The sequence below is a fragment of the Marinobacter maritimus genome, assembly GCF_007671675.1.
GTDB classification, from domain to species: Bacteria; Pseudomonadota; Gammaproteobacteria; order Pseudomonadales; family Oleiphilaceae; genus Marinobacter; species Marinobacter maritimus.
This window is the reverse complement of the sequence record NZ_VCGW01000002.1, coordinates 959,316-984,469: the sequence shown is the minus strand read 5'-3', so window position 1 is coordinate 984,469 and position 25,154 is coordinate 959,316. Positions and strand designations below refer to the sequence as shown.

At 56.2% G+C, this 25,154-nt stretch carries 29 protein-coding genes; 16 read left to right on the top strand and 13 right to left on the bottom strand.

Features of this window, described 5'->3' with window-relative positions; translation table 11 throughout:
* Window positions 1-4: 4 nt before the first annotated feature.
* From ureA to urtE, 3 genes are read right to left on the bottom strand one after another with little or no spacing between them, the layout of a single operon-like run.
* Window positions 5-307, bottom strand: coding sequence for an urease subunit gamma (gene ureA / locus FFI90_RS11680; protein WP_144778169.1), 303 nt, complete (start codon window positions 305-307; stop codon window positions 5-7).
* A gap of 41 nt (window positions 308-348) precedes the next feature.
* Complete coding sequence (locus FFI90_RS11675; RefSeq protein ID WP_144778168.1) at window positions 349-1,284, bottom strand: urease accessory protein UreD; 936 nt, start codon at window positions 1,282-1,284, stop codon at window positions 349-351.
* Complete coding sequence (urtE, locus tag FFI90_RS11670) at window positions 1,281-1,979, bottom strand: urea ABC transporter ATP-binding subunit UrtE (RefSeq protein ID WP_144778167.1); 699 nt, start codon at window positions 1,977-1,979, stop codon at window positions 1,281-1,283. Before urtE ends, FFI90_RS11675 begins: the two co-directional genes overlap by 4 nt.
* A gap of 406 nt (window positions 1,980-2,385) precedes the next feature.
* Between urtE and FFI90_RS11665 the strand changes: the two genes are divergently transcribed.
* The 6 genes from FFI90_RS11665 to FFI90_RS11640 all read left to right on the top strand — a co-directional run bounded on the left by FFI90_RS11665 (window position 2,386) and on the right by FFI90_RS11640 (window position 7,391).
* Window positions 2,386-2,967, top strand: coding sequence for a LemA family protein (locus FFI90_RS11665; RefSeq protein ID WP_425463102.1), 582 nt, complete (start codon window positions 2,386-2,388; stop codon window positions 2,965-2,967).
* Window positions 2,968-3,753: a TPM domain-containing protein gene (locus FFI90_RS11660; RefSeq protein WP_144778165.1), complete on the top strand. Its 786-nt coding sequence runs from the start codon at window positions 2,968-2,970 to the stop codon at window positions 3,751-3,753.
* 55 nt (window positions 3,754-3,808) lie between these two features.
* The gene (locus FFI90_RS11655; protein ID WP_144778164.1) at window positions 3,809-4,426 is read left to right on the top strand and encodes a TPM domain-containing protein; all 618 of its coding nucleotides are present in this window, start codon (window positions 3,809-3,811) and stop codon (window positions 4,424-4,426) included.
* Window positions 4,427-4,617: 191 nt separating this feature from the next.
* Window positions 4,618-5,613, top strand: coding sequence for a TRAP transporter substrate-binding protein (locus FFI90_RS11650; protein ID WP_144778163.1), 996 nt, complete (start codon window positions 4,618-4,620; stop codon window positions 5,611-5,613).
* Complete coding sequence (locus FFI90_RS11645) at window positions 5,614-6,132, top strand: TRAP transporter small permease (protein ID WP_144778162.1); 519 nt, start codon at window positions 5,614-5,616, stop codon at window positions 6,130-6,132. It begins immediately after the preceding gene.
* The gene (locus tag FFI90_RS11640) at window positions 6,129-7,391 is read left to right on the top strand and encodes a TRAP transporter large permease (protein WP_144778161.1); all 1,263 of its coding nucleotides are present in this window, start codon (window positions 6,129-6,131) and stop codon (window positions 7,389-7,391) included. Before FFI90_RS11645 ends, FFI90_RS11640 begins: the two co-directional genes overlap by 4 nt.
* A 49-nt stretch (window positions 7,392-7,440) precedes the next feature.
* Here the strand turns inward: FFI90_RS11640 and FFI90_RS11635 are convergent, their stop codons facing one another.
* The 5 genes from FFI90_RS11635 to FFI90_RS11615 all read right to left on the bottom strand — a co-directional run bounded on the left by FFI90_RS11635 (window position 7,441) and on the right by FFI90_RS11615 (window position 10,865).
* Window positions 7,441-7,659, bottom strand: a complete 219-nt coding sequence (locus tag FFI90_RS11635) for a VF530 family protein (RefSeq protein WP_144778160.1) — start codon at window positions 7,657-7,659, stop codon at window positions 7,441-7,443.
* A gap of 61 nt (window positions 7,660-7,720) precedes the next feature.
* The gene (locus tag FFI90_RS11630; RefSeq protein ID WP_144778159.1) at window positions 7,721-8,665 is read right to left on the bottom strand and encodes an aldo/keto reductase; all 945 of its coding nucleotides are present in this window, start codon (window positions 8,663-8,665) and stop codon (window positions 7,721-7,723) included.
* A complete protein-coding gene (locus FFI90_RS11625) occupies window positions 8,662-9,990 on the bottom strand; it encodes an NTP/NDP exchange transporter (protein ID WP_144778158.1) in 1,329 nt (442 codons plus the stop codon). Before FFI90_RS11625 ends, FFI90_RS11630 begins: the two co-directional genes overlap by 4 nt.
* An 80-nt stretch (window positions 9,991-10,070) precedes the next feature.
* On the bottom strand, window positions 10,071-10,391 hold the full coding sequence (locus FFI90_RS11620; RefSeq protein WP_144778157.1) for an antibiotic biosynthesis monooxygenase family protein: 321 nt from the start codon (window positions 10,389-10,391) through the stop codon (window positions 10,071-10,073).
* A gap of 30 nt (window positions 10,392-10,421) precedes the next feature.
* Window positions 10,422-10,865 (bottom strand): YHS domain-containing (seleno)protein, encoded by a 444-nt coding sequence (locus tag FFI90_RS11615; RefSeq protein WP_144778156.1) that lies wholly within the window; start codon window positions 10,863-10,865, stop codon window positions 10,422-10,424.
* 241 nt (window positions 10,866-11,106) lie between these two features.
* On the opposite strand from FFI90_RS11615, the gene FFI90_RS11610 reads away from it, so the two are divergent.
* From FFI90_RS11610 to FFI90_RS11575, 8 genes are all read left to right on the top strand, one after another.
* Window positions 11,107-11,310 carry a PLDc N-terminal domain-containing protein gene (locus tag FFI90_RS11610; RefSeq protein WP_144778155.1) on the top strand — a complete coding sequence of 68 codons (204 nt, stop codon included), beginning with the start codon at window positions 11,107-11,109 and terminating at the stop codon, window positions 11,308-11,310.
* Window positions 11,311-11,329: 19 nt separating this feature from the next.
* Complete coding sequence (locus tag FFI90_RS11605) at window positions 11,330-12,184, top strand: YihY/virulence factor BrkB family protein (RefSeq protein ID WP_144778154.1); 855 nt, start codon at window positions 11,330-11,332, stop codon at window positions 12,182-12,184.
* A gap of 77 nt (window positions 12,185-12,261) precedes the next feature.
* The gene (locus tag FFI90_RS11600) at window positions 12,262-12,999 is read left to right on the top strand and encodes a glutathione peroxidase (protein ID WP_144778153.1); all 738 of its coding nucleotides are present in this window, start codon (window positions 12,262-12,264) and stop codon (window positions 12,997-12,999) included.
* 228 nt (window positions 13,000-13,227) lie between these two features.
* Window positions 13,228-14,130 (top strand): hypothetical protein, encoded by a 903-nt coding sequence (locus FFI90_RS11595; RefSeq protein ID WP_144778152.1) that lies wholly within the window; start codon window positions 13,228-13,230, stop codon window positions 14,128-14,130.
* 178 nt (window positions 14,131-14,308) lie between these two features.
* Window positions 14,309-15,040 (top strand): DUF3348 family protein, encoded by a 732-nt coding sequence (locus tag FFI90_RS11590; RefSeq protein WP_246123497.1) that lies wholly within the window; start codon window positions 14,309-14,311, stop codon window positions 15,038-15,040.
* Window positions 15,037-16,743, top strand: a complete 1,707-nt coding sequence (locus FFI90_RS11585) for a hypothetical protein (RefSeq protein WP_144778151.1) — start codon at window positions 15,037-15,039, stop codon at window positions 16,741-16,743. The genes FFI90_RS11590 and FFI90_RS11585 overlap by 4 nt, the downstream gene beginning before the upstream one ends.
* Window positions 16,743-17,390, top strand: coding sequence for an OmpA family protein (locus tag FFI90_RS11580; protein WP_144778150.1), 648 nt, complete (start codon window positions 16,743-16,745; stop codon window positions 17,388-17,390). The genes FFI90_RS11585 and FFI90_RS11580 overlap by 1 nt, the downstream gene beginning before the upstream one ends.
* Window positions 17,390-18,010 (top strand): DUF2894 domain-containing protein, encoded by a 621-nt coding sequence (locus tag FFI90_RS11575; RefSeq protein ID WP_144778149.1) that lies wholly within the window; start codon window positions 17,390-17,392, stop codon window positions 18,008-18,010. Before FFI90_RS11580 ends, FFI90_RS11575 begins: the two co-directional genes overlap by 1 nt.
* Window positions 18,011-18,035: 25 nt before the next feature.
* On the opposite strand, the gene FFI90_RS11570 is transcribed toward FFI90_RS11575, so the two are convergent.
* Entirely contained in the window at window positions 18,036-19,040 is a 1,005-nt protein-coding gene (locus FFI90_RS11570; protein ID WP_144778148.1) for a GlxA family transcriptional regulator, read from the bottom strand.
* Window positions 19,041-19,150: 110 nt separating this feature from the next.
* On the opposite strand from FFI90_RS11570, the gene FFI90_RS11565 reads away from it, so the two are divergent.
* Window positions 19,151-20,038, top strand: a complete 888-nt coding sequence (locus FFI90_RS11565) for an alpha/beta hydrolase (RefSeq protein WP_144778147.1) — start codon at window positions 19,151-19,153, stop codon at window positions 20,036-20,038.
* Between the two features lie 13 nt (window positions 20,039-20,051).
* The gene (locus FFI90_RS11560; RefSeq protein ID WP_246123547.1) at window positions 20,052-21,005 is read left to right on the top strand and encodes an AAA family ATPase; all 954 of its coding nucleotides are present in this window, start codon (window positions 20,052-20,054) and stop codon (window positions 21,003-21,005) included.
* Window positions 21,006-21,109: 104 nt separating this feature from the next.
* On the opposite strand, the gene FFI90_RS11555 is transcribed toward FFI90_RS11560, so the two are convergent.
* From FFI90_RS11555 to FFI90_RS11540, 4 genes are all read right to left on the bottom strand, one after another.
* Window positions 21,110-21,934 (bottom strand): sulfite exporter TauE/SafE family protein, encoded by an 825-nt coding sequence (locus FFI90_RS11555; RefSeq protein WP_144778146.1) that lies wholly within the window; start codon window positions 21,932-21,934, stop codon window positions 21,110-21,112.
* A gap of 114 nt (window positions 21,935-22,048) precedes the next feature.
* Window positions 22,049-23,575 carry a tripartite tricarboxylate transporter permease gene (locus FFI90_RS11550; protein WP_144778145.1) on the bottom strand — a complete coding sequence of 509 codons (1,527 nt, stop codon included), beginning with the start codon at window positions 23,573-23,575 and terminating at the stop codon, window positions 22,049-22,051.
* A gap of 2 nt (window positions 23,576-23,577) precedes the next feature.
* Entirely contained in the window at window positions 23,578-24,024 is a 447-nt protein-coding gene (locus FFI90_RS11545) for a tripartite tricarboxylate transporter TctB family protein (protein WP_144778144.1), read from the bottom strand.
* Window positions 24,021-24,998 carry a Bug family tripartite tricarboxylate transporter substrate binding protein gene (locus FFI90_RS11540; RefSeq protein ID WP_144778143.1) on the bottom strand — a complete coding sequence of 326 codons (978 nt, stop codon included), beginning with the start codon at window positions 24,996-24,998 and terminating at the stop codon, window positions 24,021-24,023. The genes FFI90_RS11545 and FFI90_RS11540 overlap by 4 nt, the downstream gene beginning before the upstream one ends.
* Between the last annotated feature and the right edge of the window lie 156 nt (window positions 24,999-25,154).

Genomic DNA, 25,154 nt, shown 5'->3' with positions numbered 1-25,154 from the left:
CCCCTCATACAATTGGGTTGTGAACGGTGACGAGCTTGGTGCCATCCGGGAAGGTGGCTTCTACCTGCACTTCCGGAATCATGTCTGCGATGCCATCCATTACGTCGTCGCGAGTCAGAATCTCTGCGCCGCTGCTCATCAACTCTGCAACGGACAGCCCTGCTCTGGCGCCTTCCATGATCTCAGCGCTGATCAGAGCAATGGCTTCCGGGTAGTTCAGTTTCAGGCCGCGGGCCTTGCGGCGTTCAGCCAGCAGAGCGGCGGTAAACAGCATCAGTTTGTCTTTGTCTCTGGGCGTTAATTCCATGTCCTGTCACTCCGTTTATCGCTACGCAATTCGAATAGTGTTCAGGTCAGCCAGATGCGGGGAACGCTGGCCGGCTGGCCGGTGAGTCTTGGCCTGAGTAGTTCCCAGGCTTGCTGGCATAACGCCCAGGCTTCGTTTCTTTCCTGCCCCAGGTAGCGCAGCAGCACCACGCCCCGGCGGCGGGTGACGGCCCATCGGTGGTTGGCGGGAAGAGTCGCCCTGAGTTCCTCGATCGCGGCGGCTTCGTCTTCCAGCCCCACAACCCAGAGTGTGGCTTGCACAGTGGCACCGCCCTGCCCCCAGTGGCCTTTGAATCTGGGGTGGTGCGGGTCCATGAGCTGGCGTTCGAACCATAAAGGGCGACCGTTCATCAGAAGACTGAATCGCTGCTCCAGATAGCCGGATACGAATGGCAACTTGCTGGCCGGGCGGCCAAGTGCGAGAACCTCCCAGCCCAGGCATTTGGCACCGGTTTGCAGTTCGATGGATGTGGTCTGTTCGCCCCTGGAGCCGTCGAACGCGAGGGTTTCCTGTGGCAGGTATTCGAGAATGCCGTTGTTCGCGACCTGCAGGCGGGTGTGCTGCCCCCAGGCCACACCGTGGCTGTCAGCCTTATATAGCTTGGCCGCAGCGGGGGTGGTTAGCAGCGCGTGCGCACCTTTAGCCACCGAGGCATCAATACGAAGCTCGTCACCGCTGACCAGCCCGCCGGGCGGGTGCAACAGGTACACGTGGCAGCAGCCGTGGCGCCCTTCCGGGTAGAACGGCCGCTGCACCCTTAACGGGCCATGGTGTTTTCGGCGCGTCAGGCGGGTTACCGGCTTTTCCCTCTCTTCGCCTTTCGGTTTCTCGCTCGCGTCGTGTCTTGCTTCAAAACCCAGAGACAAACTGGCACCCCAGCGCCGCTCCTGATCAAAGCGATGCCCGGAGTCCTGGCCAGGTTTATGGAATGGCTCTATCTGCTGGAAAACCGTCATACCGTAAGGTGCTTCTCAATAAGCTCATCGGTCAGGCCTGCAATGTCACCCTCGGCCACTCGTCGCCCCTGATCAAGGATGGCAAAGCGGTCAGCGTATTTGCGGGCAAAAGGCAGCTTTTGCTCCGCCAGCAACACGGTGAGGCCGTCTTCCTCTATCAGCTTGCGGATAACCTTGCCAATCCGGGCGACGATGTTGGGCTGAAGGCCTTCCGCCGGTTCGTCGAGGATCAGCAGGCGGGGTTCGATCACCAGAGCCTGGCCAATGGCGAGTTGTTGTTGCTGGCCGTCGGAAAGCTCGCTGCCCCGGCGGTGGCGCATTTCCCTCAATTCCGGAAACAGCTCGTAGACTCGCGCGGGGATTATCTTGCTGTCGCTCTGGCGCAGACCCAGGCCGGAACGGAGGTTATCTTCCACGGTCAGCATCGGGAAGATCTGCCGGCCCTGGGGTACGTAGCCAATGCCGAGGCGGGCGCGGTCTTCGATGTTCTTTTGAGTGAGTTCCACGCCTTCGGCAAACGCGAGGGAGCCGCTTTTCACAGGTTCCGCGCCCACGATGCATTTCATCAGCGTGGTTTTCCCCGCCCCATTACGGCCCATCACACAGGTGCACTGTCCCCGGGGTACGTCAAGTTCCAGATTCCAAAGAATGTGGTTCTTGCCGTAATAGTGGTTGAGCCTGTCGATCCTGAGCATCACGCCTCCTCCCCGAGTTACACCTTGATCATGTCCAGGCGGGTTGTGCCGGCGATGATGTCCATCATGGTGGTTTTGCCTGTGCAATTCGTAGTAACACAAGCCACCACTGCACGAGCCGTTCCAGACCTGAATAACTTGCTTTTTATTCAAATGGTTACATCAAAAATCCGAAACACCTTGCGGCCCATAGCAGGCAGCGGTGGACCCAAAAACGTGCAGTCGAATGAGCGGCGCCCCACAATGGCGCAAGCTGGTTGGGGAGAGGATATGGGGCGGGCTGTATTGAAGTGGCTGAGTGTGAGACCCTTTCACACATTCGTGGCTCTTGGCTCAAGAGCCTTGTTCATCTTCAGGGAATCCCGACACCATGAAAACATTGCCAACCCTCACCTCCCTGCGCTCAATGCGGCAACTGGCTGCGCTGCTCATGCTGGCATTTCTTCTGACCGGTTGCGGCATCAACAACATTCCCACCTACGACGAAAAGGTTAAGTCCGCCTGGTCGCAGGTTGAAAACCAGTATCAGCGCCGCGCAGATCTGGTGCCTAACCTGGTTGAAACCGTCAAAGGCTTTGCTGCCCAGGAAAAAGAGACACTGACGGCGGTCATCGAGGCCCGCTCCAAGGCGACCTCCATTCAGGTTGACGAGAGCATTCTGAACAACCCGCAGAAACTCCAGCAGTTTCAACAGGCGCAGGGAGAACTCAGCAGCGCATTGAGCCGATTGATGGCGGTTTCCGAACGTTACCCGGATTTGAAATCGAACCAGAACTTTCTTGCGCTGCAATCACAGCTTGAAGGCACTGAAAACCGGATAGCCGTGGCCCGGCGCGACTTCATTCAATCGGTCGAACGCTACAACACCGAGATCCGCACCTTCCCCGGTAAAATCTGGCACAGCATTCTCTACAGCGATATGGAGCTGCGTGAAAACTTCGAGGCCACCGCAGAAAACGCCGATGAAGCGCCCACGGTGACGTTTTAAATGCAGTTTTCTTCGCGCCAGTCTGCGTTCCGCTCTGCGTTTTATTCCATTGCGGCCCTCCTTGCTCTGATCGTGCTGCCGGTATCAGCGGCCCTGGCTCAGTCCGCCCCGGAGTTCCCGGAACTGAGTGGCCGTGTGGTGGACAAGGCCGGGATGCTGAGCCCGGCCACCGAAACCCGGATTACCCAAATGTTCCAGGCGCACGAACAGGCAACCACGGAACAGGTTGTCGTGGTTACCGTGCCTGATCTTCAGGGCTACGCCATTGAAGATTACGGGTACCAGCTGGGCCGGCATTGGGGCATCGGCCAGAAAGGCGAGGACAACGGCGCTCTGCTGATCGTTGCCAAGCAAGAACGCAAGATTCGGATTGAAGTGGGCTATGGACTGGAGGGCCGTCTCACCGATGCGGCATCAGCCACTATCATCAATCAGATTATTACGCCTGCATTCAAGCAGGGGCAGTTTGAACAGGGTATTAGTGACGGCGCTGCGGCCATGGTGCAGGTTTTGGGTGGCGAGCCCCTGGCGGTACCGAGCCGGACTAACCGCGGGCCTCAGGAAAAGCCGAACCTCTCCCTCGTATCACTGTTTTTCTTCATCATAATGGCCGTGATTTACTTCATTGGCGGTGGCCGGGGGCGTGGCGGGCGTAGTGGCGCTGCGCTACTGGGTGGTGCGTTGCTTGGCGCAAGCATGGGTGGCCGGGGCGGCGGCTTCGGTGGTGGTGGTTTTGGCGGCGGAGGCGGTGGCTTCGGCGGCGGAGGTGCTTCCGGTGGCTGGTAACAGCAAAGCACTCACCGAAAAAACTGCCTACAACTTAATCAAGAAGCGATAACCCATGACATTATTGAACAAGCAAGAACAGGAACAGGTCGCGGCGGCCATCAGCGCGGTCGAGCGGGAAACAGACGCTGAAGTGGTTACTGTGCTGACGGCACAAGCCGATAACTACGCCTATATCCCTCTTCTCTGGGCCGGGCTCATCGCGCTTTTGGTGCCCGGCATCGTCAATTACTTTACCGGCTGGCTGGCCGCAGACATGTTGCTGCTCGGCCAGTGGGGCGTATTTATCCTGCTCAGCCTTGTGTTCCGGATACCCGGCATCAATACGCGGTTGATTCCTCGCTCCGTGCGCTACTGGCGCGCCTCCAACCTGGCCCGTCGCCAGTTTCTGGAGCAGAACCTGCACCACACGGCAGGTGCCACCGGCATGCTGATCTTCGTTTCTGAAGCCGAGCGTTACGTCGAGATTCTGGTGGACCGGGGCATATCCAGCGAAATAGACAATGGCGCCTGGGAAGCCATCGTTGCGACGTTCACGGAGCAGGTGAAACAGGGTGAGACGCTACAGGGCTTTATTACCTGCATCGAAGCCTGTGGCACACACCTGAAAACCAAGGTTCCCGCCACTCGCCAAAAAGATGAACTGCCGAACCATCTGATTGTATTGTCTTAGCAGACCTGAAATGGCGCACCGGGAGCCGGCGACAATTACCATGAGCCAGGCACCCGGCAACCCGTTTCAAGATCACCTTCTGCCAATCGATTTTCTGTTTGAAATCAACTAAGCTCGAAAGTCCCTTCCCTTTTTTAGCGGGAGTGCTTTTTTAGACTGCGTTATCGCCTGATTCATCAAGGAAAATTACAATGAAAAAGCTCACTTTGAATACGCTGACGCTCAGCATTTCGCTGGCTTTGGCCAGCACAGCTTTTGCATCCGACTTTACCGATATGGACCCTGTCACTCTGCGCTTGGCACACGTGGTCAACGAGCAGGATGGCTTCCATATTGCCGCCGTCAAATTTCAGGATTTGGTCGCAGAGCGCACCGAAGGTGCGGTGAGCATTGAGCTTTATCCCAACGCCTCACTGGGTGACGAGCGCACCTTGCTGGAAGGTATGCAGATCGGCACCGTCGATATGGGCGTGATCACCAACGGCCCGGTGGCCAACTTTGTCGAAGAAATGGCGGTTTTCGAGCTGCCGTTTTTGTTTCCTTCACCGCAAGCAGCTTATGCCGTGCTCGACGGGCCTATCGGCCAGGAACTGCTCGACAAGCTCTCCGAAGTTAACCTGAAAGGCCTGGCCTATGCGGAACGCGGCTTTCGCAACCTGACCAACAGCGAGCGGGCGGTCAACACTCCCGAAGATCTGGATGGCCTGCGCATTCGTGTGATGGAAAACCCTGTGTATGTGGACACCTTCCGTGCATTAGGCGCTAACGCCATTCCAATGGCGTGGACAGAAGCCTTGACCGCCATGCAGCAAGGCACCATTGACGGGCAGGAAAATCCGGTCAACGTGGTTCACTCCTTCAAGCTCAATGAGACTCAGAATTATATGACTCTCTCGCGCCATACCTATGCCCCGGCAATCTTTGTTATGGGCATGCCCGCCTGGAACAAGCTTCCGGACGCGGCTCAGGATGTGTTGAAGCAAGCCGCCCAGGAAGCCGCCGAGCATGAGCGCCAGGTAAACGCCGAAATGGAATCCAAGCAACTGGCGGAACTGCGGGCAGCTGGCATGCAGATCAATGATGAACCGAATATGGAAGCTTTCCAGTCTGCAGTAGAGCCGGTGTACGAACAATACGGCAAACAGTTCGGTGATTACCTGCCGCGCATTCAGGAGGCGCTCAAGTAAGTGACGACAGCAACTCAATCGCTGCTGAAGCCGCTAAAGCGTATTGAGCGCGGGCTGGACGCAATCCTCCAGCCCGTGGTTTTCGCTGCCATGGCGGCACTGATCGGGGTAATTACCCTGCAGATTGTCTCCAGGGTTCTGTTCAGCGCGGTCGGTTGGACTGAAGAGGTCAGTCGCTTTTTGCTGGTGTGGATCACCTTTTTGGCAGCCACTCTGGCTTTTCAGCGTGGCCGGCATATCGCCGTAACCTTTGCTGTGGATGCCCTGCCCGTGCGCCTGCGACAAGCCGCGCGCATTCTCGCTACGCTGGCTGTGCTGGCCTTTCTGGTGGCACTGGTGGTGATCGGCTATCGCTATATGCAAGTTCAGAGTTTTCAGAAATCCGCCTCATTGCGACTTTCCATGACCTACGTTTACGCCGTGATTCCGCTCAGCGCGGTCATAATGTGCTGGTATGCCCTGGTAGACGTAGTGGAGCTGATAGTGGACGGCGAACGTGTTGAGGATTCTGCTCCATGACGCTGCTTCTATTCGGCCTGTTCTTCGGGCTCATGCTGCTGGGTGTGCCCATTGCTCTGGCGATAGGTGCCAGCACTATGGTTGCGCTGAGCCAGGCCGGGGTGCCTTTGATGGTGGTCACCCAGCAGATGTTTCAGGGCATCAATTCGTTCGCCTTGGTGGCCATTCCCATGTTCATTCTGGCCGGCGACCTGATGGCCCAAGGCAAAGTAAGCGAAAGGCTGGTCAACTTCGCCGACTCCCTGTTCGGCTTTCTGCGTGGTGGTTTGTCGCTGGTCTCGGTAATGGCGGGAATGTTCTTCGCTGCGATTTCAGGCTCCGGAGCGGCAACTACCGCCGCGGTAGGATCAAGCCTGGTGCCGGAATTGCGCAAGAAAGGCTACGACCCTGCGTCTGCCGCGAGTTTAATTGCCGCAAGCGGCACCCTTGGCGTGGTGATCCCGCCTTCGGTGCCCATGATTATCTATGCAGTGATTGCCCAGCAGTCGGTAACCGAGCTGTTCCTGAACGGCTTTCTGCCGGGGCTGGCTATGGGGCTGGGGTTGATGGCGATTGCCATTACCCAGGCCTATAAGCGCCAATACCCCAAAGGCACACCGCTCTCCCTCGCCACCATCTGGCGTACGCTGAAAAGCGCCAGTTGGGGATTGATGACCCCGGTGATCATTCTGGGGGGTATATTTTCGGGCATCTTCACACCCAGCGAGGCGGCTGTAGTGGCAGTCAATTACGCTCTGCTGGTCTCGCTGTTCATCTATCGCGACCTAAAACTTGGCGATGTGTATCGCATCCTCATTCGCTCAGCCATTACCACCTCAGTGATCATGCTGGTGATCGCCACTTCGGCGGTGCTGAGCTGGACGCTCTCAAGCTGGCAGGTGCCCGGCGCCATTGCGCAAGCCGTGCTCTCTATTTCCACCAACCCTTACGTGATCATGCTCTTGGTCGTGGGGATAATCCTGCTGACTGGCGTGTTCATCGAAACCGCCAGCGCCTTGATCATCCTGACACCCGTTTTGCTGCCGCTGGTACTCCAGCTGGGAATCGACCCGATTCATTTCGGCATTGTCATCGTTGTGGGATTGGCAATCGGCATGATCACCCCGCCGGTGGCAATCAACCTTTACGTGGCCTCCTCAATCACGCAACTGCCTCTGGAGCGCATCACACGAGCAATCGTTCCGTACTTGCTAACCTTGATCAGCGTCCTTTTACTGATCGTGTATGTTCCGATTCTCGTCGGTTGGTCCGGGAGTTAGATACCGAATCCTTGAGTCTGAATATCGTAAACCAACCTGTTCCGGTCTTTTACACAAAGGTTGAGATATACAGAGCTTCAACCTTATCCCGGGCCCACTGGGTTTTACGTAGAAACTTCAACGAAGACTTGATCGACGGGTCGTTTTTAAAACATTTTATGTCGATTCGCTGGGCCAACCCTTCCCAGCCGTAGTGTTCTTGCAGCCTTGTCACAACGCTCTCAAGCGTAATTCCGTGCAATGGATAATTCGGTTGTTCAATACTCATGCGTTTAATACACCACTATGCATAGTTTAGGCCGCGACCGACCAGGAGTGCCGTCAGGATTTTACAGGCTCTCAATATGAGTAACCATACGCCTGCGCAGTTCCTCATCTGGCAGCGCACCCATGGCGGCGCCCATATTGTCGATCATGTGGCGGGCTTTGCTGGTCGCGGGTGTAGCGGCCGTCACCACGGGGTGTGAAAGCACGAATTTCAGGAAGAACTGGGCCCAGGAGTGGGCATCAAATTCTGCCGCCCAATCCGGCAGTTCCTTGCCTTTCACCTTGTCCCACAGGCGTGAACGGCCAAACGGCGCGTATATCAGCACCGCAATGCCTTTGTCTTTGGCAAGGGGCAAAATGCGCTCTTCCATGGCCAGGTTGTCGACGGCGTAATCAACGCCGATGAAATCAATGGGCTCGTTTTTCATCACCTTTTCCAGGCCCTCATATTGGCGCTGGAAAGTGGTCGTCACCCCTATGTAGCGTACCCGGCCGTCGGTCCGAAGCTCCTTTAACAGGCCAAGCTGGTTGGGAATGTCCGCCATGTTGTGCACCTGGATCAGATCAATGGGATTTTTGCCGATCCGCTCAAAGGAAGTTTCTACCTGGGCCCGGGCGTCGTCCATGTTAGCGGTACGGCCACCCCAGCCGGCCACGTTCAGTTTGGTCGCCCAGAATAACTTGTCGACGATGCCCAGTTCGTTGGCGATTTGCCCGGCGACTTCTTCAGACGCGCCGTAGCTCGGTGCCGTGTCAAATACCGAACCACCCTCTTTAACCAGCGCAGCCAGCACTTCCCGCAGGGCCTCAAAATCCTCGCGTCGGGCGGTACTGGAGAAGCTTGCGGAACTGCCCAGGCCGACACCCGGCAGGCGCTCGCCTGTGGAAGGGATGGGGCGGGTGATCAGTTCCAGTTTGCGATCTTCTGCCCACAGCAGGCCAGGTCTTATAGCAAGGCTGGCGCCGGCCGCCATGGCGAGTTTGAGATAGGTGCGACGGGATATCATGATGGCATTCTCCTTTCTTGTTCTGCACTGGTTCGTTCATAAACCAGCGCCTTTTGTTTCTGGGACCGGCCAAGCCAGAAGGCCAGAACCGCCCACATCAGGGCAAGTGGAACCGCAACCGCGGCAATGCCCGCCAGGCCCATTCCCAAACGGGCCAGAAGACCTTCTGTCTGGGCGCCAACCACATCACCGGAGCGATAAACAAAGGTATCGATAAACGCCTTGGCCTTATATTTTTCCTCACGACTGGCAACGGTATACAGGGTTTCCCGGGCAGGACGCATCAGCGCGCGCTGCACAGCCCTGAAGGAGGCCTCGAATACTACCAATGCCGCAAAAGACCCCACCATCGCAAGGCCAACAAAGCCCAGCGCAGCCGTCAGCGGCAGCAACGCCAAGGTCACCGAGACCCCGAGGCGCTTCATCAAATGGCCCGCAACCAGCGCTTGCATCACCAGAGTGGCGATTTGGGTTATCAGATCAATGCGGGCAAACAGTGTGGTGCGCAGGTCGGTACTTTCTCCCATGGCTGCCACCATATGTAGCCGGGTGAAGTAGATGAAGGTGGCCATCACGGCAAGAATCACCACATAGGCGGCAATGCCCATCAGGTAACGGGAACGGCACACCGCCCGCAGCCCCTCCCAGGCACTGCCGCCAATGCGCGCATGCTCGTCCACCGGGAGCGGGTCTTCCGGGCTTTGGCGTTGCGACGGCGAATGAGGCTGCAGGCGGGTAAGAACCAGGGCCGCAACCAGCGCCAGAACCAGAAAGCCGGTGGCCACCAGCAGCAGCGCCGGTGTGCCCAGCGGCTGGGCCAGACGCCCCGCTAACCAGGGCCCGAAAATGGCGCCCAAGGTGCCTCCAACCGCGATCAAACCGAAGAACCGTTTGCCTTGATCAAACGAAAAACGATCCGCCATCAGCGCCCAAAACACCATGGTTACAAACAGATTGAACACGCTGAACCATACGTAAAAAACCTGGCCGGTGGTTACACCGATCACATTGGGCGTCAGCGTCATCAGGCCGTAAAAAACCAGCAGGCTGGCACTGAAAAACAGATAAGTTGCAGAGATGAACATACGCCGGGGCAATCTACTGACCAGCCAGCCAAACACCGGGTTAACGGCCAGAGTAACCACTGCGGTACCAATGAACAGCCAGCGAACCGTGTCGATGCCACCCTGAATGCCAAGCGCCTCCCGGGCGGGGCGCAGCACCATCAGTGCAGTCAGTACACAGAAAAAATACAACACTGCCACAAAAACCGGCAGGACTTCGTGGCGGTGAAGGTTAAAAGCGTTCTGAAACGGGTGGCGCATGGGAGGGATCCTGATATGGGAGGGCAGTAACCTCTTTTTCCACCTTAGACCAAGGAAAACACAGTGCAAATTGTCACGGATTAGTACCGGTAATCTGGCGGGTTAACCACCCATTCCGGATCTTCAAACTCGCCAAGGGGCCGGATTTCACAAAAAGGCGCGGCACTGCGGATAATCGCAGCCACGTCGGGATTGTGCTTTGCCTCCATCGCATCCCGGCTGGTTTTGCTATCCCAGTGGGCAATGGCGATAAGCGTATCCGGATCACCAATCTTGCGGTGCAATTCCGTTCCCTGCGCACCCGGTGCACGCTGGATCAACTCGCTTGCCCGCACCCAGGCATCCGCGTAATCTTCGGCGGCATAGCCCTCCTTGATACGCACTTCGAAAATGTACTTCATGCATGCCTCCTCTATTGGAAACCGGAACTCCTATTCCAGTATCTTTGGCCATTTTTCATTCGCCAGACGAATAAAGCCTTCAGGATCTTCCAACCATTGATCGTGCACTGATTTGCTATAATTCAGGTACAGTCGCCCGTCTCTGACAGACCAGTGTTTCGGGTCGCCTTTGGTCAAGGTGCCCTGACTTATAGCCCAGGCACAATAGCCACCATACGCTGGTGCGTAGCGCTCTGGATCTTCTTTGAAGAGCGCAAGATTTTCGGCGTTCGCGAACCGCCAGGTAGCGCCTTTATACTCGATTGTGTGCCTGGTGGAGCCCTCGGCGGGGCCCTCTGCTTCGAAATAGCTTACCGTGTCGTACCCACCAACGGCGGTGTTGCTTAGCAGCCCGGTGTAAACAGGCGGCTCCGATGCCAGGGCGCTGCTGGTAAAAAGCAGAATGACAGTCACGAGTGCGAAAAGCCTGGCCATGTTGCATTCCTTCCAGTCGAAATGTGAACGATTGGACAGCACGGGTTGGATTTTGTTTCATCCAGCGTTTAAAGCAACACGCTGACCATACCCGCACCGGCCCAGCGCGCGCTCTCCGCATTGTTTGCACAACCCCGGACCCTATGCTTGTATTAACCTGACAGGTCAATTGAATGGCTCAGCCTTTCGCTCTGCTGTCCGCAGCAGGATCACCCGGTTCCGCTTTCGCCAGGAGAATTACATGAATAGTTTGTTCAGCAGTGTAGGCAATGTCTTCGGCGGCCTGCTGAGTCTGATTTGGCTGATCATCGTTATCCTGGCCATCATTAGCGTTACCAAAAGCGGAGCAGGCACGCTTGCCAAAGTGTTCTGGATCATCGTGCTGGTTTTCTTCCCCTTGGTCGGCTTGATCATCTGGTATCTTTTCGGTCCCAGGAGTTCGTAGTTTCGACAAGGTTCACCGAATGACAGGCAAAACCGATAAATCGCAGCCACCTATAGGCCCGGCTCGGCAGCTTCTGCAATTCTCCCACCGGGTTTTACGCAACTTTCTGCGCAATCATGGGGTACTGCTGGCGGGCGGGGTTGGCTACAACGTGCTGCTGTCGGCGGTGCCAATGCTTGCTCTGCTGGCGGTATTGCTTACCCGCGTGGTAAACGAAGAGCAACTGTTGGAAGTCATGGCAGTGCAGGCACAGCACTTTGCCCCGGCCAACGCCGGCCTGCTGCTGGATGCGGTAAGGGCGTTTATGGAATCAAGGGACATCATCGGTATTGTCGGCTTGCCAGTGATGCTGTTCTTCAGTTCGTTTGCTTTCCGTATGCTGGAAGATTCCATTGCGATCATCTTCCACCGGCCAGAAAACCCACGTCGCAGCTTCTGGGTGTCGGCCTTTCTACCCTACGCTTTCATCCTCGTACTGGGCGCCGGCCTGCTGGCCCTGACCCTGCTGTTCAGCGTAATCAACGCACTTTACGAAGCCCCGGGGCTAACTCTGTACCTGATCAGTTTCATTGGTGTGTTTGTTCTGTTCAGCGCTATCTATAAGGTTTTGCCCATTGTGCGCATCTCTCCACGGAGAGCCTTGGTGGGTGGCCTGGTTGCGGCCATTCTCTGGGAAACTACCCGCTTGCTGCTGATGTACTACTTCCTCAATATATCCTTCGTAAACGCAATCTACGGGTCACTGGCCACGATCATTGTGATACTGATCAGCCTGGAAATCGCATCCATTATCCTGTTGCTTGGGGCCCAGGTGATCGCGGAGCTGGAGCGGAGCGAACGGCTGGGCCTGCCCTGGTATGTCTCCCCGGACTGAATACAGTGTCCAGTGAGGTTTGATTGCGATACAGTCTCATGTTCGAAGAGACACCCACGAACTCCAAGGAGTTTAAAATGTTAAGTTCATCGGAAGGTAAGAAAGTCCCTCAGGTTACGTTTCCCATTCGCCGTGATAACGAGTGGAAATCGGTAACCAGCAACGAGTTGTTTACCGATCAAACAGTCGTTGTGTTCGCCTTGCCGGGCGCGTTTACACCTACCTGTTCAAGCACGCATTTACCGCGCTACAACGAGCTGGCGCCGGTTTTCAAAGAGCTGGGTGTAGATCGGGTAATCTGCCTGTCGGTAAACGACCCGTTCGTCATGCAGGCATGGGCTGAAGATCAGCACGCTGACAACATCGAGTTTATTCCTGACGGCAACGGCGATTTTACCCGTGAAATAGGCATGCTGGTCAGCAAGAGCGAAATAGGGTTTGGTGATCGCAGCTGGCGTTATTCAATGCTGGTCAAAAACGGCACCATCGAAAAAATGTTCATTGAACCGGACAAACCTGGCGACCCATTTGAAGTATCCGATGCCGACACAATGCTTCATTACATCAAGCCGGATGTGACCTTACCGGCACGGGTAAGCATATTCACAAAGCCCGGATGCCCGCACTGTACTCGCGCCAAAACGCTGCTACAGAAGAAGGGCTACAAGTATGAAGAGATAACTCTGGGCGCCGGCGGCCTGTCATACAGCACCTTGCAGGCAGTAACTGGCAAAGGCACAACCCCTCAGGTATTTATCGACGGCCAACTGATTGGTGGCGCCGATGAACTTGAAACCGTGATGGCCAAGCGGTGATCGGACAGGCTAGTTAAGCAATCAGCGGCGCTTTCATTAAAGCGCCCTTTTTTTATTCTGAAATATGGTCGGCAACCTTTCCTGCCGGGGTAGTACCCACGAACTGAACTAGTCTCTTAACTGGCACCCAAATTTAGTTGAACACTACACTCTATAAAGGTTTGGGAAATCAAATTTCCAAAGCTACCAATCCCTGCGCTTATGGGTACACGAACAGGATGTAGTCTAATGGATAAGGTCAACGAGAACATTTCTGCCAGAATTCATTTACTCAAAGCGAAGTTCGATAGCGGATCTGTTCAACAAAACCGCCTTCGAAAGCAATCCAAACTTATTCTCGGATTTGTTTGGGTTGCAGCGATTCTGTTAGTTGTAACGTTCACTCAAACCGTTGTATTCGCAATCAGCGAAAACTTTTGCATAACTGACTTCAACCCTCCAGTGTGGGCAGCCAACTTAAGCGAATTCCTTTCTCCGCTGGCCATCATGGTATCGGTACTCATGGCCGCATATTTGGCCTTGAACCAACTTAGTGAAAAGGTTAACAGGGACAAAGTTGAACATGCACACGACCTTTGCTCATCCGCCCCGGATATTAATATCGTTTTCGCCTCAATAGGCCCTCTCAACAATCACTTGGAGGAAGCATACAAAAACTGCCTGGAGGCCTCCCATTCGAAAGAAAGACTGCCGTTAAACGACGATCCATGGGACATCTTTGTCACTAAAATGGAACAAATGGCCGACGATTTCCCGTCTGCTATCAAATCAACTGCGCAGGCTTTATCGGCTGACCACAAAGAAGAAATCTATAAAGTTTTTGAGGCACTCGCTTTCTTTGACAAAACCGCCATCGCTATCTGTGATAAACATGCAGATGATCGAGTATTCTGGTCCCGATATAACCATGCCGGGTTTAGCATCTGGATTTACTCGTTCCCCATTATAATAAGCTGTTGGATCCTGCATATGAATAGCTACTATCTGAGCAACTCGAAGTCATTTGGGGAGCCATTCGAACACTTCGAGGCTTGGCTTCGGTATCACAGTGGCCAAGCCGGCAACGCGGAACTCGATGAGATGATGGATCGACTATCACGTATTCGGAAAAAAGTTCTGGAGGCACAATAACGCGCCGCGACAGATCACAATCTGATTGAGATCCGGAGTGCCATCCCTATCAAAAACTAATTGACGACCAAAGGCGTCTGCTCAAGCTGCCCTGACAACTCAGTCATTATCATTCACACCCCATACCCTTTAGAATAGTTGCCCCTGAAAGCCCGGAATTCTCACTGGTGTCCAACCTGTGCGCGATTATTCGATGACTCAAACACCCTCACACTCTGCCGGGGTTCCGCAGCATAAGTTGCTGCAACTGCTAGCCCAATCCGGAGCGCCACTTGCGGACGGCCCACTGCCTTGTTGCGGTGAACGGCTGGGACGCCTGTTCGGGCTTTCGAACACGCTGACTCTGGATTCGGCAATTGCCTTTCGAACGCGCCAATCCGGCATGAACCAAGGGCCGGCTATTGAACGGGTAACCCAGGAACTGGCCAACACTCGCAGGGCGCTGATACGCAAAATCAGCAGCTACGGTAGCGAAGTTGAGCCCACCGAGAGCGTGGATTTCGAGCCGTATCTGAACGCATGGCTCACCCTGCAGCGCAGAGTTGTCGCCGCCAGCCGCCAGCTTCGAGACAAAACCCGCAAGGTGATGAAAGACCACAACCAGAACCTGGCCCGGCTGGCCGAACTGGATTCCGCGTTTGACCAGGCTATGGCCGGATACTCCAGCCAAAGTTTCGCCCATATTCCGAAAGTGCTGGAGCAGCGATTCCAGGCACTATTCCCGGCACTATCCCAGACACAACAGACACCCTCTGAAGCCTCCCAGGAAACCGGCTGTGCGCCCGGTGACCGGCTCCACCGTTACTGCGAGGAAGCGCAGAATCTTTTACTTGCTGAACTGGATGTTCGGCTGGAGCCGGTGCTGGGGTTGCTTGAGGCCTGCCACAACGAGGTAACGAATTCTCCATGAGCAGACTTTTCTTCATTTTCGCTTTTGCCATAGGCCTGGCCGTAGCGGCATGGATTGGCCAGCGCTTTCTTGGCTCCGACCTTCTGGCCCTGTCCGTTACCGCCATCATTGCCCTGGTGTACGGGTTGGGCTTTGTTGAATTGATGGGGTTCCGCCGCACCACCCGGCAGCTTGCAGAGCGGCTTGATAGTGTTCCGCAGAGCCGTGAACAGCTGGAGGGTTGGCTCTCTGGCCTGCCAGAGCAAGTTCAGTTTGCAGTACAGAAACGGATTGATGGGCATTTTGCCGCGCTGCCCAGCCCGCAGCTAACGCCCTATCTTGTCGGCCTGCTGGTGATGCTCGGTTTACTGGGTACCTTTGCCGGCATGATCGTAACCCTGAGCGGTGCGGCATCTGCATTGGACGGCAGCACCGATCTCAGCGTGATTCGTGGCGCTCTCGCCGCCCCCATTGCCGGGCTAAGCCTTGCGTTTGGCACCTCCATCGCCGGCGTTGCGGCCTCCGCCATGCTGGGATTGGCCTCCACCCTGAGCCGGCGCGAACGGTTACAGGTTTCTCGCAAGCTGGATAAAACCCTGCGCAAGCGGTTGCACCACCTGTCGGCGGACTATCAACGCCAACAGGCATTCAAAGCTCTGGAATCACAAGCCGACGCCCTGCCCCAAATGGCCAGGGCCATGGAATCCATGACTGCCCGCATGGAGCAGCTAGGCCGGCAACTGGAGCAGTCCCTGACCCGCAACCAGCAGGAGTTCCACAGTACCGTTGGTGATCACTACCAGACCCTCGCGGACTCTGTTGCCCAGTCTCTGGGAAAAGCGTTGGAAACCAGCACTCGCCTGAGTTCTGAACGCATAGAGCCGATAGTGACCGAAGCCATGACAACCCTGCAGTCCAGTGCCGGAAAGCTTCATGAAAACTGGTCTGCTACCACCAGGCAGCAACTGGCAGAACTCACCACCCATCAGCAACAAGGCCTGGATTCGCTCATTGCCCGTATCAGCGAGCAACTCACTAAACTTCATGAGCAAGAAGCAACTCGCGGCGAAGCGGCCAATGACCGGCTGGCTCAGCTGGAAACTGCCGTCACCAAACACCTGAATGAACTGGGCTCCAGCCTGGAAGCCCCCATGACCCGCCTGATAGAAACCGCGTCGGAAACCCCGAAAGCCGCGGCAAAGGTGATCTCGCAACTGCAAAGCGAGATGGCCCGCAACAGCGAACGGGAAAACGAATTACTGGAAGAGCGCCAGCGGCTGGTGCAGGAGCTGGACAGCCTTCTCGAATCCCAGCGCAGCAATGCAGACAGCCAGCGCCAGGCCGTGGATTCTCTGATCAGCGGCGCGGGCGATACCCTCACAGGGATCAGCGAACGCTTCAATGTTCTGATTCAGAAGCAAAGCCAGCAGCTCGGCAAACTGGGCGAAAACATCACGGGCAGCAGCCAGGAAGTGGGCGCCCTCAGCGAAGCCTTCCTGGCCGCGGTGGAACTGTTCAGCGCTTCCAATACTCAGCTGCAGGAAAGCCTGACCAACATCCAGAAGGCTCTGGATAGCGCCGGAAACCGCCACGACGAGCAACTGGCCTATTACGTTGCCCAGGCCCGCGAAGTGATCGACCTCTCGGTCACGTCCCAGAAAGACGTAATTGATGCTGCTGCGGCCCTGCGAACCGGCCACGCCGAGACCGGCGGAGCTGGCTGATGGAATACCTGGAAGACGGCGAACAACAGTCCACGCCAATCTGGGCGATTTTCTCAGACCTGATGGCGGCTCTCGTGGGCATTCTGGTGCTGATACTGGTGTGGGTGATCGGCGTTCAGGTGGAACTCAGCCAGTCTCTGGAGGAAGAGAAAGCCAAGCGGGAAGCCGAGCAGCAGCGCCGTATTGCTCTGGAGCAAGCACTGGAAGATCCACTGACCAAAGGTCTGGTGACCTTCCAGAATGGCCGCATCGGCATTAGTGGCAATGTGCTGTTTGAGTTGAACTCGGATCAGCTGCAAGCAGACGGCGAGGAAGTGCTGGAAGCCCTCGTTACCCCGCTACAAACCTACCTGGCCCAGCACGAAGAATTGTTGATGATCAGCGGCTTTACCGATGACCTGCCCATGCACAGCGGCAACCGATACCAGGACAACTGGGGGCTGTCGGCGCAACGGGCACTGACGGTCACCCGAACGCTAATGGAGCTTGGCCTGCCTAACGACCGAGTATTCGCCGCCGCATTTGGCCCGCACCACCCGGCCGTGCCGAATATGGATGCCGAATCCCGGGCCCGGAACCGGCGCGTGGAGATCAGTACCGTGCCCCTGGTTCCCGAAACGCCCGCAAACGCCGGGGCCGAGAACTGATGACCACAACAGTTGAGACTGCCCCCCTGCACCCGCAACTGGAAGAACTCCGAAACTCCGGCGCGGACAAGGCAGACCCGGTTCGCTTCCGCTATCTGGAAGCTCTGGCTTTGCGCCTTCGCGCGAAAGGCCTGCAGCACAGCTGGCATTGGCAGAAGTTGGAGCAGGCTGTCGCCGATTATCAGACAAAATCTGCATCATCAGCCCAGCCCTCGCAAACCATTGAAGCACGCACCCCCTCACCGTTTTCAGATCTGCTGGACAGGCTGAATCAGACACCGGATACACCTTCAACGGAAGCCCGGTCAACACTGGAACAGCTGGTTTTCGGAACGCCCGAGGAAGGCTCAGCCGCTACGCAATACACTGCAACAGCCGGAAGGCTCCAGCCACTGAAAGCCATGGCCAGGGTATACGCCGGCCGGGGCGAGCAAGCGCTGCAGGAGCGTATTCGCCACGCTATCGAACACGCCCCAAAAGATGCCGGCCCCATAAACGCCCACCGACTGGTGAGCCGCGCAATGGCTGAAATGCAGAAGTTGTCACCGGAGTATCTGAACCGGTTTGTGAACTACACGGATACGCTGATGGCTTTGGAGAGGCTGGGGCGGAAGGGGTAGAACACCGCAACGCGCAGGTGAGCAACTAAGCTGCAGAGAGCGATACATAACTGAAGCGCTTGCGGTACTGCTCCATGGTGCAGCCCGCCATCCTTTTGAAAAGGCGCCGGAACGAGCTGGCGTCTTCATAACCCACACTCCAGATAATACGCGCAGTTTGCTCACGGCTGGATTCCAGCAAGTGTTTAGCAGCCTCAATCCGCAGGTGTTGCAGATAACCAATGGGTGTTTCTCCGGTGGCCTCCTTGAAGCGGCGCTTGAACGTACGGGTGCCAAGACCCGCAACGACCGCAACCTCATCAATGGTCACAGGATCGGCATAATGCCCTTCAAGCCAGGTTTGTGCCTTGCGAATGGCCTCATCCTGATGAGCCTTCTGACTGTAAAACGCCATATAGGGTGTCTGTTCCATTCGACGACCATCCAGTACCAACATTTTGCTGCAGGCAAGAGCGACCGAAGGCGAAGCAAACCTTTCCACCAGATGAACACACAGATCCACAAACGCCGAAGCCCCGCCGGCACAGATGATCTGGCCGTTATCCACCAGCAATTGGTCCGCATCCATACGGATGTGTGGATAACGGCTGCGGAACATTGGGGCGGCTCGCCAGTGAGTGGTGACCACCTGATCGTCAAGCAAGCCCGCTTCCGCCAGCACAAAACTGCCTGTGCAAACACTCGCAATCACCGTACCCCGTGCCGCGGCCTCCTTGAGCCAACCGTGCAGAGGGATCGCCGGGGCCAGTGCTTGATCGAGGCGACCTGCACCAACAATCGCTTCCATTGAGGATCCCACCACAATCAAATCTGCCTGAAAGGCGCCGCGCGAAACGGTCGGTGTAACCACAGCACCGCTGTAGCCGCGCACCGGCTCGTCATCCACGGTGATTATCTGGCAATCGAACAGCGGCTGGCGCCGAGCCGCCGGTTTGTTACCAACGAAATTGGCAACAGTAAAGAAATCCATTATTCCGTGCACACCGGAGGCATGACAGTTCGGCAAGGCAACAATCGCGACATGAAACATTAAAATGGCCCTTTTCGCATTTTATATGTCGAATATGACACTCCTGCTGACCGCACGCAAGCCCTAACCTGAAGCTGTAATCAACCAAAGCAGGAAGAAGGACTTTCACTATGAACTCACCACTGAACACCCAACCGTCGACCACTCAACAGCCTTCAGTTCGCCGTGCCGGTCTTTCAGCCACCCGACTGGCATTGCAGCTTTACGCTCGCGTGGCACCGCAGAAAGCAGGTCAACTGATAAATCGCATGGCATTCCGGCCATCACGCCTGCCAATGCCCTCTCGCTATGAATATATGCTGGACAACACAGACGCCTATACCCGGCTCCAACAGGGTGCCCACAGCATTCCGGTGTATTCCTGGGGCAAGGGGCCCGTCATTCTGGGCGTTCATGGCTGGGCCGGCGCAGGCATCCAGTTTGGTGCCTGGGTGAATCCGTTGGTAGAAGCCGGCTATCGCGTGGTGCTGTTCGACGCAACAGCCCATGGGCGTGCCCAGGGCAGCAGTACCGACCTGTTTGAGATGGCCGAGGTCACAGCGAAAGTGGCTGACAATGTCGGCGAGGTTCACGGAATATTGGCGCACTCCATGGGCTGTATAGCGGCTGCAAGAGCAATTAAGGACGGACTTCATGCCCAGCACCTGGTCATGTTGGCGCCCCCGCTCAGCTTAACGGCTGTGATGGACAATCTGGGGCGGCAATGGGGGTTAAGCCAGGACGTTCTCGACGTTCATCTTCGGCTAATGGAGGAGCGTTTCGGGAATTCGGTTTGGGATAAGCTGAATCTGGAAGCGCTATCCCGGTCGCTGACCCAGCGTGGCATGATCGTTATTGACGATGACGATACTTCGATTGCGCCAAATGAAAGCGAACGAATCTCTACTAACTGGCAAGCCGCCCAGGTACTACGCACGAGTGGCCTGGGGCATCACCGGCTGCTGTGGAGCCCACTGGTCATTGAAACCGTTCTTCAGGATCTGGGCCGGGCCGGATAACTTCACCCAAGGCATGAGAGAGGGCTCCGCGCCCGTTCAAGGCTCCGCCAGGAAACAGAACGCCCGCTTGCGATTGGGTTTTGTGGGTGAAGATTTCGGTTACGCCATATCTATGGGGGTGCCCGCGCCGCAGGGATTTGCGGGCTACCAAGACCCCTCCATGTTTCAGTTCGACCCGGAGATAAAGCGTGAATGCATCTGGGCTGGCGATGTTTGCCGGCCCAGCAGCTGCCTGATCGACCGAGTCGGGCCGGTGGTTAAAGTGCGCTCCGGTCAAAAGTGGGTCGTGTATAACGCCCACCTCAATTCTTACGAGAGCATTCTGAACGAAATCAGTGACCCGGTGGCGGTGCCAGAGGTTCATGCCGTTAGACAAACCATCCGTAACTGGCGCTTCTACGATCAGTTCCGAACCGATTCCCAATCTATTATTCGCACACCTCAGATAGGCACACGAACCCCAGTGCTTGATCATGACGGCCATAGCCTGGTTGCAGCACTGCGAACCATATACGAGATTGGCGACCGGCAGGCGCTGTATGGCGCGATAGAGGATGCGTTTCCAGGAGCAACGATTAACTTTACCGCAGATTCCGGCAACCGCTTCGTACTGCAATTTCTGCAGGACGGACTTTTGCGCCCCCTGAACCAGGCAGAGCGTTCAGATGGCACGCTTCGCTACCTGCTGTTGGTGGCGGCGTTGCTCACGCCCAGGCCCCCTTCCCTGCTGGTGCTCAATGAGCCCGAAACCAGCCTGCACCCGGACCTGCTACCAGCCCTCGGGCGCCTGATTATCCGAGCCTCGCGGGAGACCCAGGTTTGGGTGGTTTCCCATGCGCCACGGTTGGTTGCCACGCTGGAGCAAGATGGTGAGTGTAATTCTATTGCGCTGAACAAGGAGCTTGGGGAGACAATCATTCAAGGGCAAGGATTGCTGGATGCACCGCCGTGGCAGTGGGCTGATTGATACAGTTTATTAACTGTTGCCGCAGTGCTGAGCATCAAATCTTTCGCACGGAACTGGCAGAGCTGAGAGCATCAACCGGGCATGAACGCGAGAGCGTGTCGCTGTTAAAGCAACACGCTCACCATACCGGCACTGCTGACCACCAAAAGCACCACGCCCAACATGCGGAAAAACACCGGTGTCTCTGCCTCCAGAATGCGCTCGTGAAAACGCAACCCGATCAGATGCCCTATGGCTGCACAGGGCAGCAACCACAGGTGATGAATCAGCTGCAGGTCGAGCCCGACCCAGATGAATGCCGCCAGCTTGATCATTACCAGAATGAACCAAAGGCCAAACAGTGTATCGCGCAGTTTCTCCCGTGCCACGTGCTGTGCCGCAACGGCAATAATCAGCGGTGCGCCTATCAGCGAGGTGCCGCTGATGTATCCACCGGCCATCAACAGGGCCACATCCACGGTTTTACTACTGCTGCGGAACGGTCGATTAATGATATAGGACACTGAGTAAATCGCGACAATCACGAAGATAATTGCACTCAGCACATTTGGTGGCAGCGTAAACAAGCCAAACACACCAATCAGCTTGGGCACCAGCATAATGCGCAGCATTCGCCACAGATAGGGCCAGTCAACCGTGCCTTCCGGCGCATCTGCGTCGACATCAGGCCCGAAGCCGGTTAGTTTCTGGCCACTTTTACCGGCTTTTTTCTTGTGACTGCGGCGATTGTTCGTCCAGATGGTCAGCGATGAGAACACCAGCAGGTGCACCGCAATAATAGGCAGAAATACCAGCGGATCGTCTTTCACCAGCAATAGAAATGGCAGTGACAGCACCGCCCCGCCAAAGCCCAGCCCGGAGCGCACAAAGCCACTCCAGATGAAAATGAGCGCGATCAGGGCATACTGGAATAGGGAAAGGTCTGACATAAATTCCTGAGCGGTGAGAAAACTCGTTCAAGTTTAACGGGTTTCAAACTAAAAACACCGGGCAAAGCCCGGTGCATATTTTCTATATATGCGCCGAAGCGGCTTACCTGACACTCAATCGCTGACCGGCCCCTCCTTGATGGCATTGCGCATACGCCGGCGCAGCAAAGGCCCGAACACCGTCGGCAACACCAGGCCCAACCCGGCCACCAGCCACAAACCGATGGCCAAAGGGCTTGACCAGAGCGTTGTCCAGTCGCCATCAGAGAGGATCAGCGCGTGGCCCAGATTCTTCTCCATTTCAGGCCCCAACAGCAGGCCCAGAATAATGGGCACCATGGGAATATCCAGCTTTCGCAGAATGAACCCGCCAACCCCGAACACAATCATGAAGTACAGATCAAAGGTGCTGTGGCTAATGGAGTAAATACCCACAAACGCCACCATGGTCACAATTGGCAGCAGATACATCGGCGGCACGGATAACAGCCGCACAAACACTCCGATCATCGGAATGTTCAGCACCAGCAGCAACACGTTACCGATCAACAGCGCAGCGATCACACCCCACACAATGTCGGCGTTCTGGGTGAACATCAGTGGTCCTGGCGTGATGTTCAGGGAAATCAACATGGCCAGCAATACCGCTGTGGTACCACTGCCCGGCACACCCAGAGTCAACATCGGCACCAAAGCGCCAGACGCCGCACCATTGTTCCCCGCTTCCGGCGCCACTACGCCCCGAATATCACCTTCGCCAAAGCGGCCTTTTTTCCCCAACACTGATTTTTCCAGGGTGTAGCTGATGAAGCTGCCTAGCGATGCACCGGCACCCGGCAAGACCCCGGCGATAAAGCCCAGTAAGCCACCACGAAGCTGGGTAGGAAGTGTTGACACAACCTCTTTAAAGGTCAGCGTCAGCTTGCCCATTTCCACTTTGCTGCGGCCTTTGCCCATTCGTGCTTCTACAAAAAACAGCAGCTCGGATATGGCAAACAGACCGACAATCGCCAGAATGAAATCGATACCCTCATACAGCTCCAGCACACCGCCGGTGTAACGCTGGGTGCCAGTGGAAATGTCGATACCCACGGTAGAGATCATAATGCCCAGAGTTGCGGCAATGACCGTCTTCATCGGATTTTTGCCGGTTATGCCACCCAGTGTCGCGAATGCCAGCAAGAACAGTGCGAAGTACTCCGCCGGCCCGAAAGTTAGCGCAAAGCGTGCCAGCACAGGTGCCAGCATGATCAGCCCTATGGTACCGATCAGGCTGCCCGCAAAAGACGCAATCGCTGATATCGCCAAAGCGTCTGCCGCCCGCCCTTTTTGCGCCATGGGATAGCCATCCAGGCAGGTCATCATGGCCGGCTCGTCGCCCGGAATATTCAGCAGAATCGACGAAATCCGACCGCCGTACATCGCACCGGCGTACACCGATGTGAGCAGAATCATCGCGGTTTCAGGCGGCAACCCCAGGGTGAAGGCCAGAGGAATCAGAATGGCAACGCCATTCGCCGGGCCCAGGCCTGGCAGGCAGCCAATCAACGTGCCCACAAAGGCACCGAACAATGCAAACATCAGGTTGTACGGCGTCAACGCCACCGCAAACCCTTCCATCAGAAAGCCAATGGTTTCCATGGTCAAAAGCCTCCCAGCAAGCCATTGGGCAGGCTTAACGACAGCCCATAGTTAAACAACCCAAACACCACAACGGCGCTGATCAGGCCGGTTACAAACGACCCGACGACCGGCGCGCCCATGCGCCAGCTCAAGGCACCAACGGCCAGGGTGGTGGAGATGATAAAGCCCAGCGGCTCCAGCAGCAGCGCATAAACCACCAGAACGATGATTGAAATCACCAGCTCCAGGGCTGGCCTGCCCACAGGCCACTTGGCATCGGCATCTGGCTTGATCATCAGATACAGGCTGCCCACCACAAGCACGATCGCCAGCATGGTGGGGAAAGTTTCCGGCCCTACGCCCTCGGCACCGCCGAAGGGTTCGGGCCATTGTTGCGCTACCCAGCCATAGGCAACCGCCAACACCAGCAGGAACAAACCCAGAATACGATCGCCCATGCCGGTCATTTCAGCAGACCTATTTCCCGGGACAGATCTTCAATTTCCTGAACCTGATTGGTCACAAAACTTTCAAACTCAGCGGCTTTGGGATGGAACGGAATCAGACCGTTACTTTTCATCACCGCTTTCCACTCTTCGCTGGCGTAAAGCGTGTCGATCGATTCAACCCAATACTGCTGCGCTTCTTCAGGAGTATCTTTCGGCATATAAAATCCGCGCCAGTTCGGACCAAGCGCATCAATCCCCTGCTCTCGGGCAGTAGGAATATCGCCAAACTTACCCGGCAGTCGTTCCTCTGAAAGCACCGCCAGTACGCGCAGATCACCGGATTCCATAAAGCCGGTCGCTTCCGATACGTCACCAGTGAAAGCATCCACCTGGCCGCCCACAACCTGGGTCATGGCTTCGCCGCCGTTGTTGTAAGACAGGTAAGGAATGGACGGCAGTTTGTCAGCGCCCGCAGCCTTTGCCGCAATAAGCACTTTCAGGTGATCCCAGCCGCCACGCGCACTGCCGCCAGCGAATTTGACGCCGCGCGGATTCTCTTTTACAGCATCCATTAACTGGTTCAGGTCTTGATACTTCGAATCTTTACCGACTGCGATGATGCCGTAGTCTGCGCCCAGCGCGCCGATCCACTTCACCATGGACGCATCCATACCGGGAAACTGCTTTTGCGCCAACCGGGTGGTGGTGGCAGTCGACGCCGCGACGATCAGCTTGTCGTCGTTTTTACGCTTGCTGACAGTGTGCGCGTAGGCCACGCCACCGCCCGCACCGGCCATATTCACGGTTTGTACCGACCCTTCTACCAGGTCAAGTTGCTGCATAACGTTGCCCACACTGCGGCAGGTAAAGTCCCAGCCGCCGCCCGGATCGGCCGGTGCCAGGCACTCAACTTTGCCGCTGGGCTGCCAGGCCATGGCAGACATACTGAAGGTGGCCGCAGCCGCAAATGCTATTGTTGTTTTGATAAACATATACATTGCCTCTTTGTTGTTTCAGCAAACAGAGTAAAAGGCAATGCGTAGTTGCTGAAGCTTGCGGGCGTAACGCATTTAAAAAAACTACTGCGCATTTTGTGCATAAAGTTCACGGGCAAACTCGACGACGGTGACCTACCCTTTACCCACCCC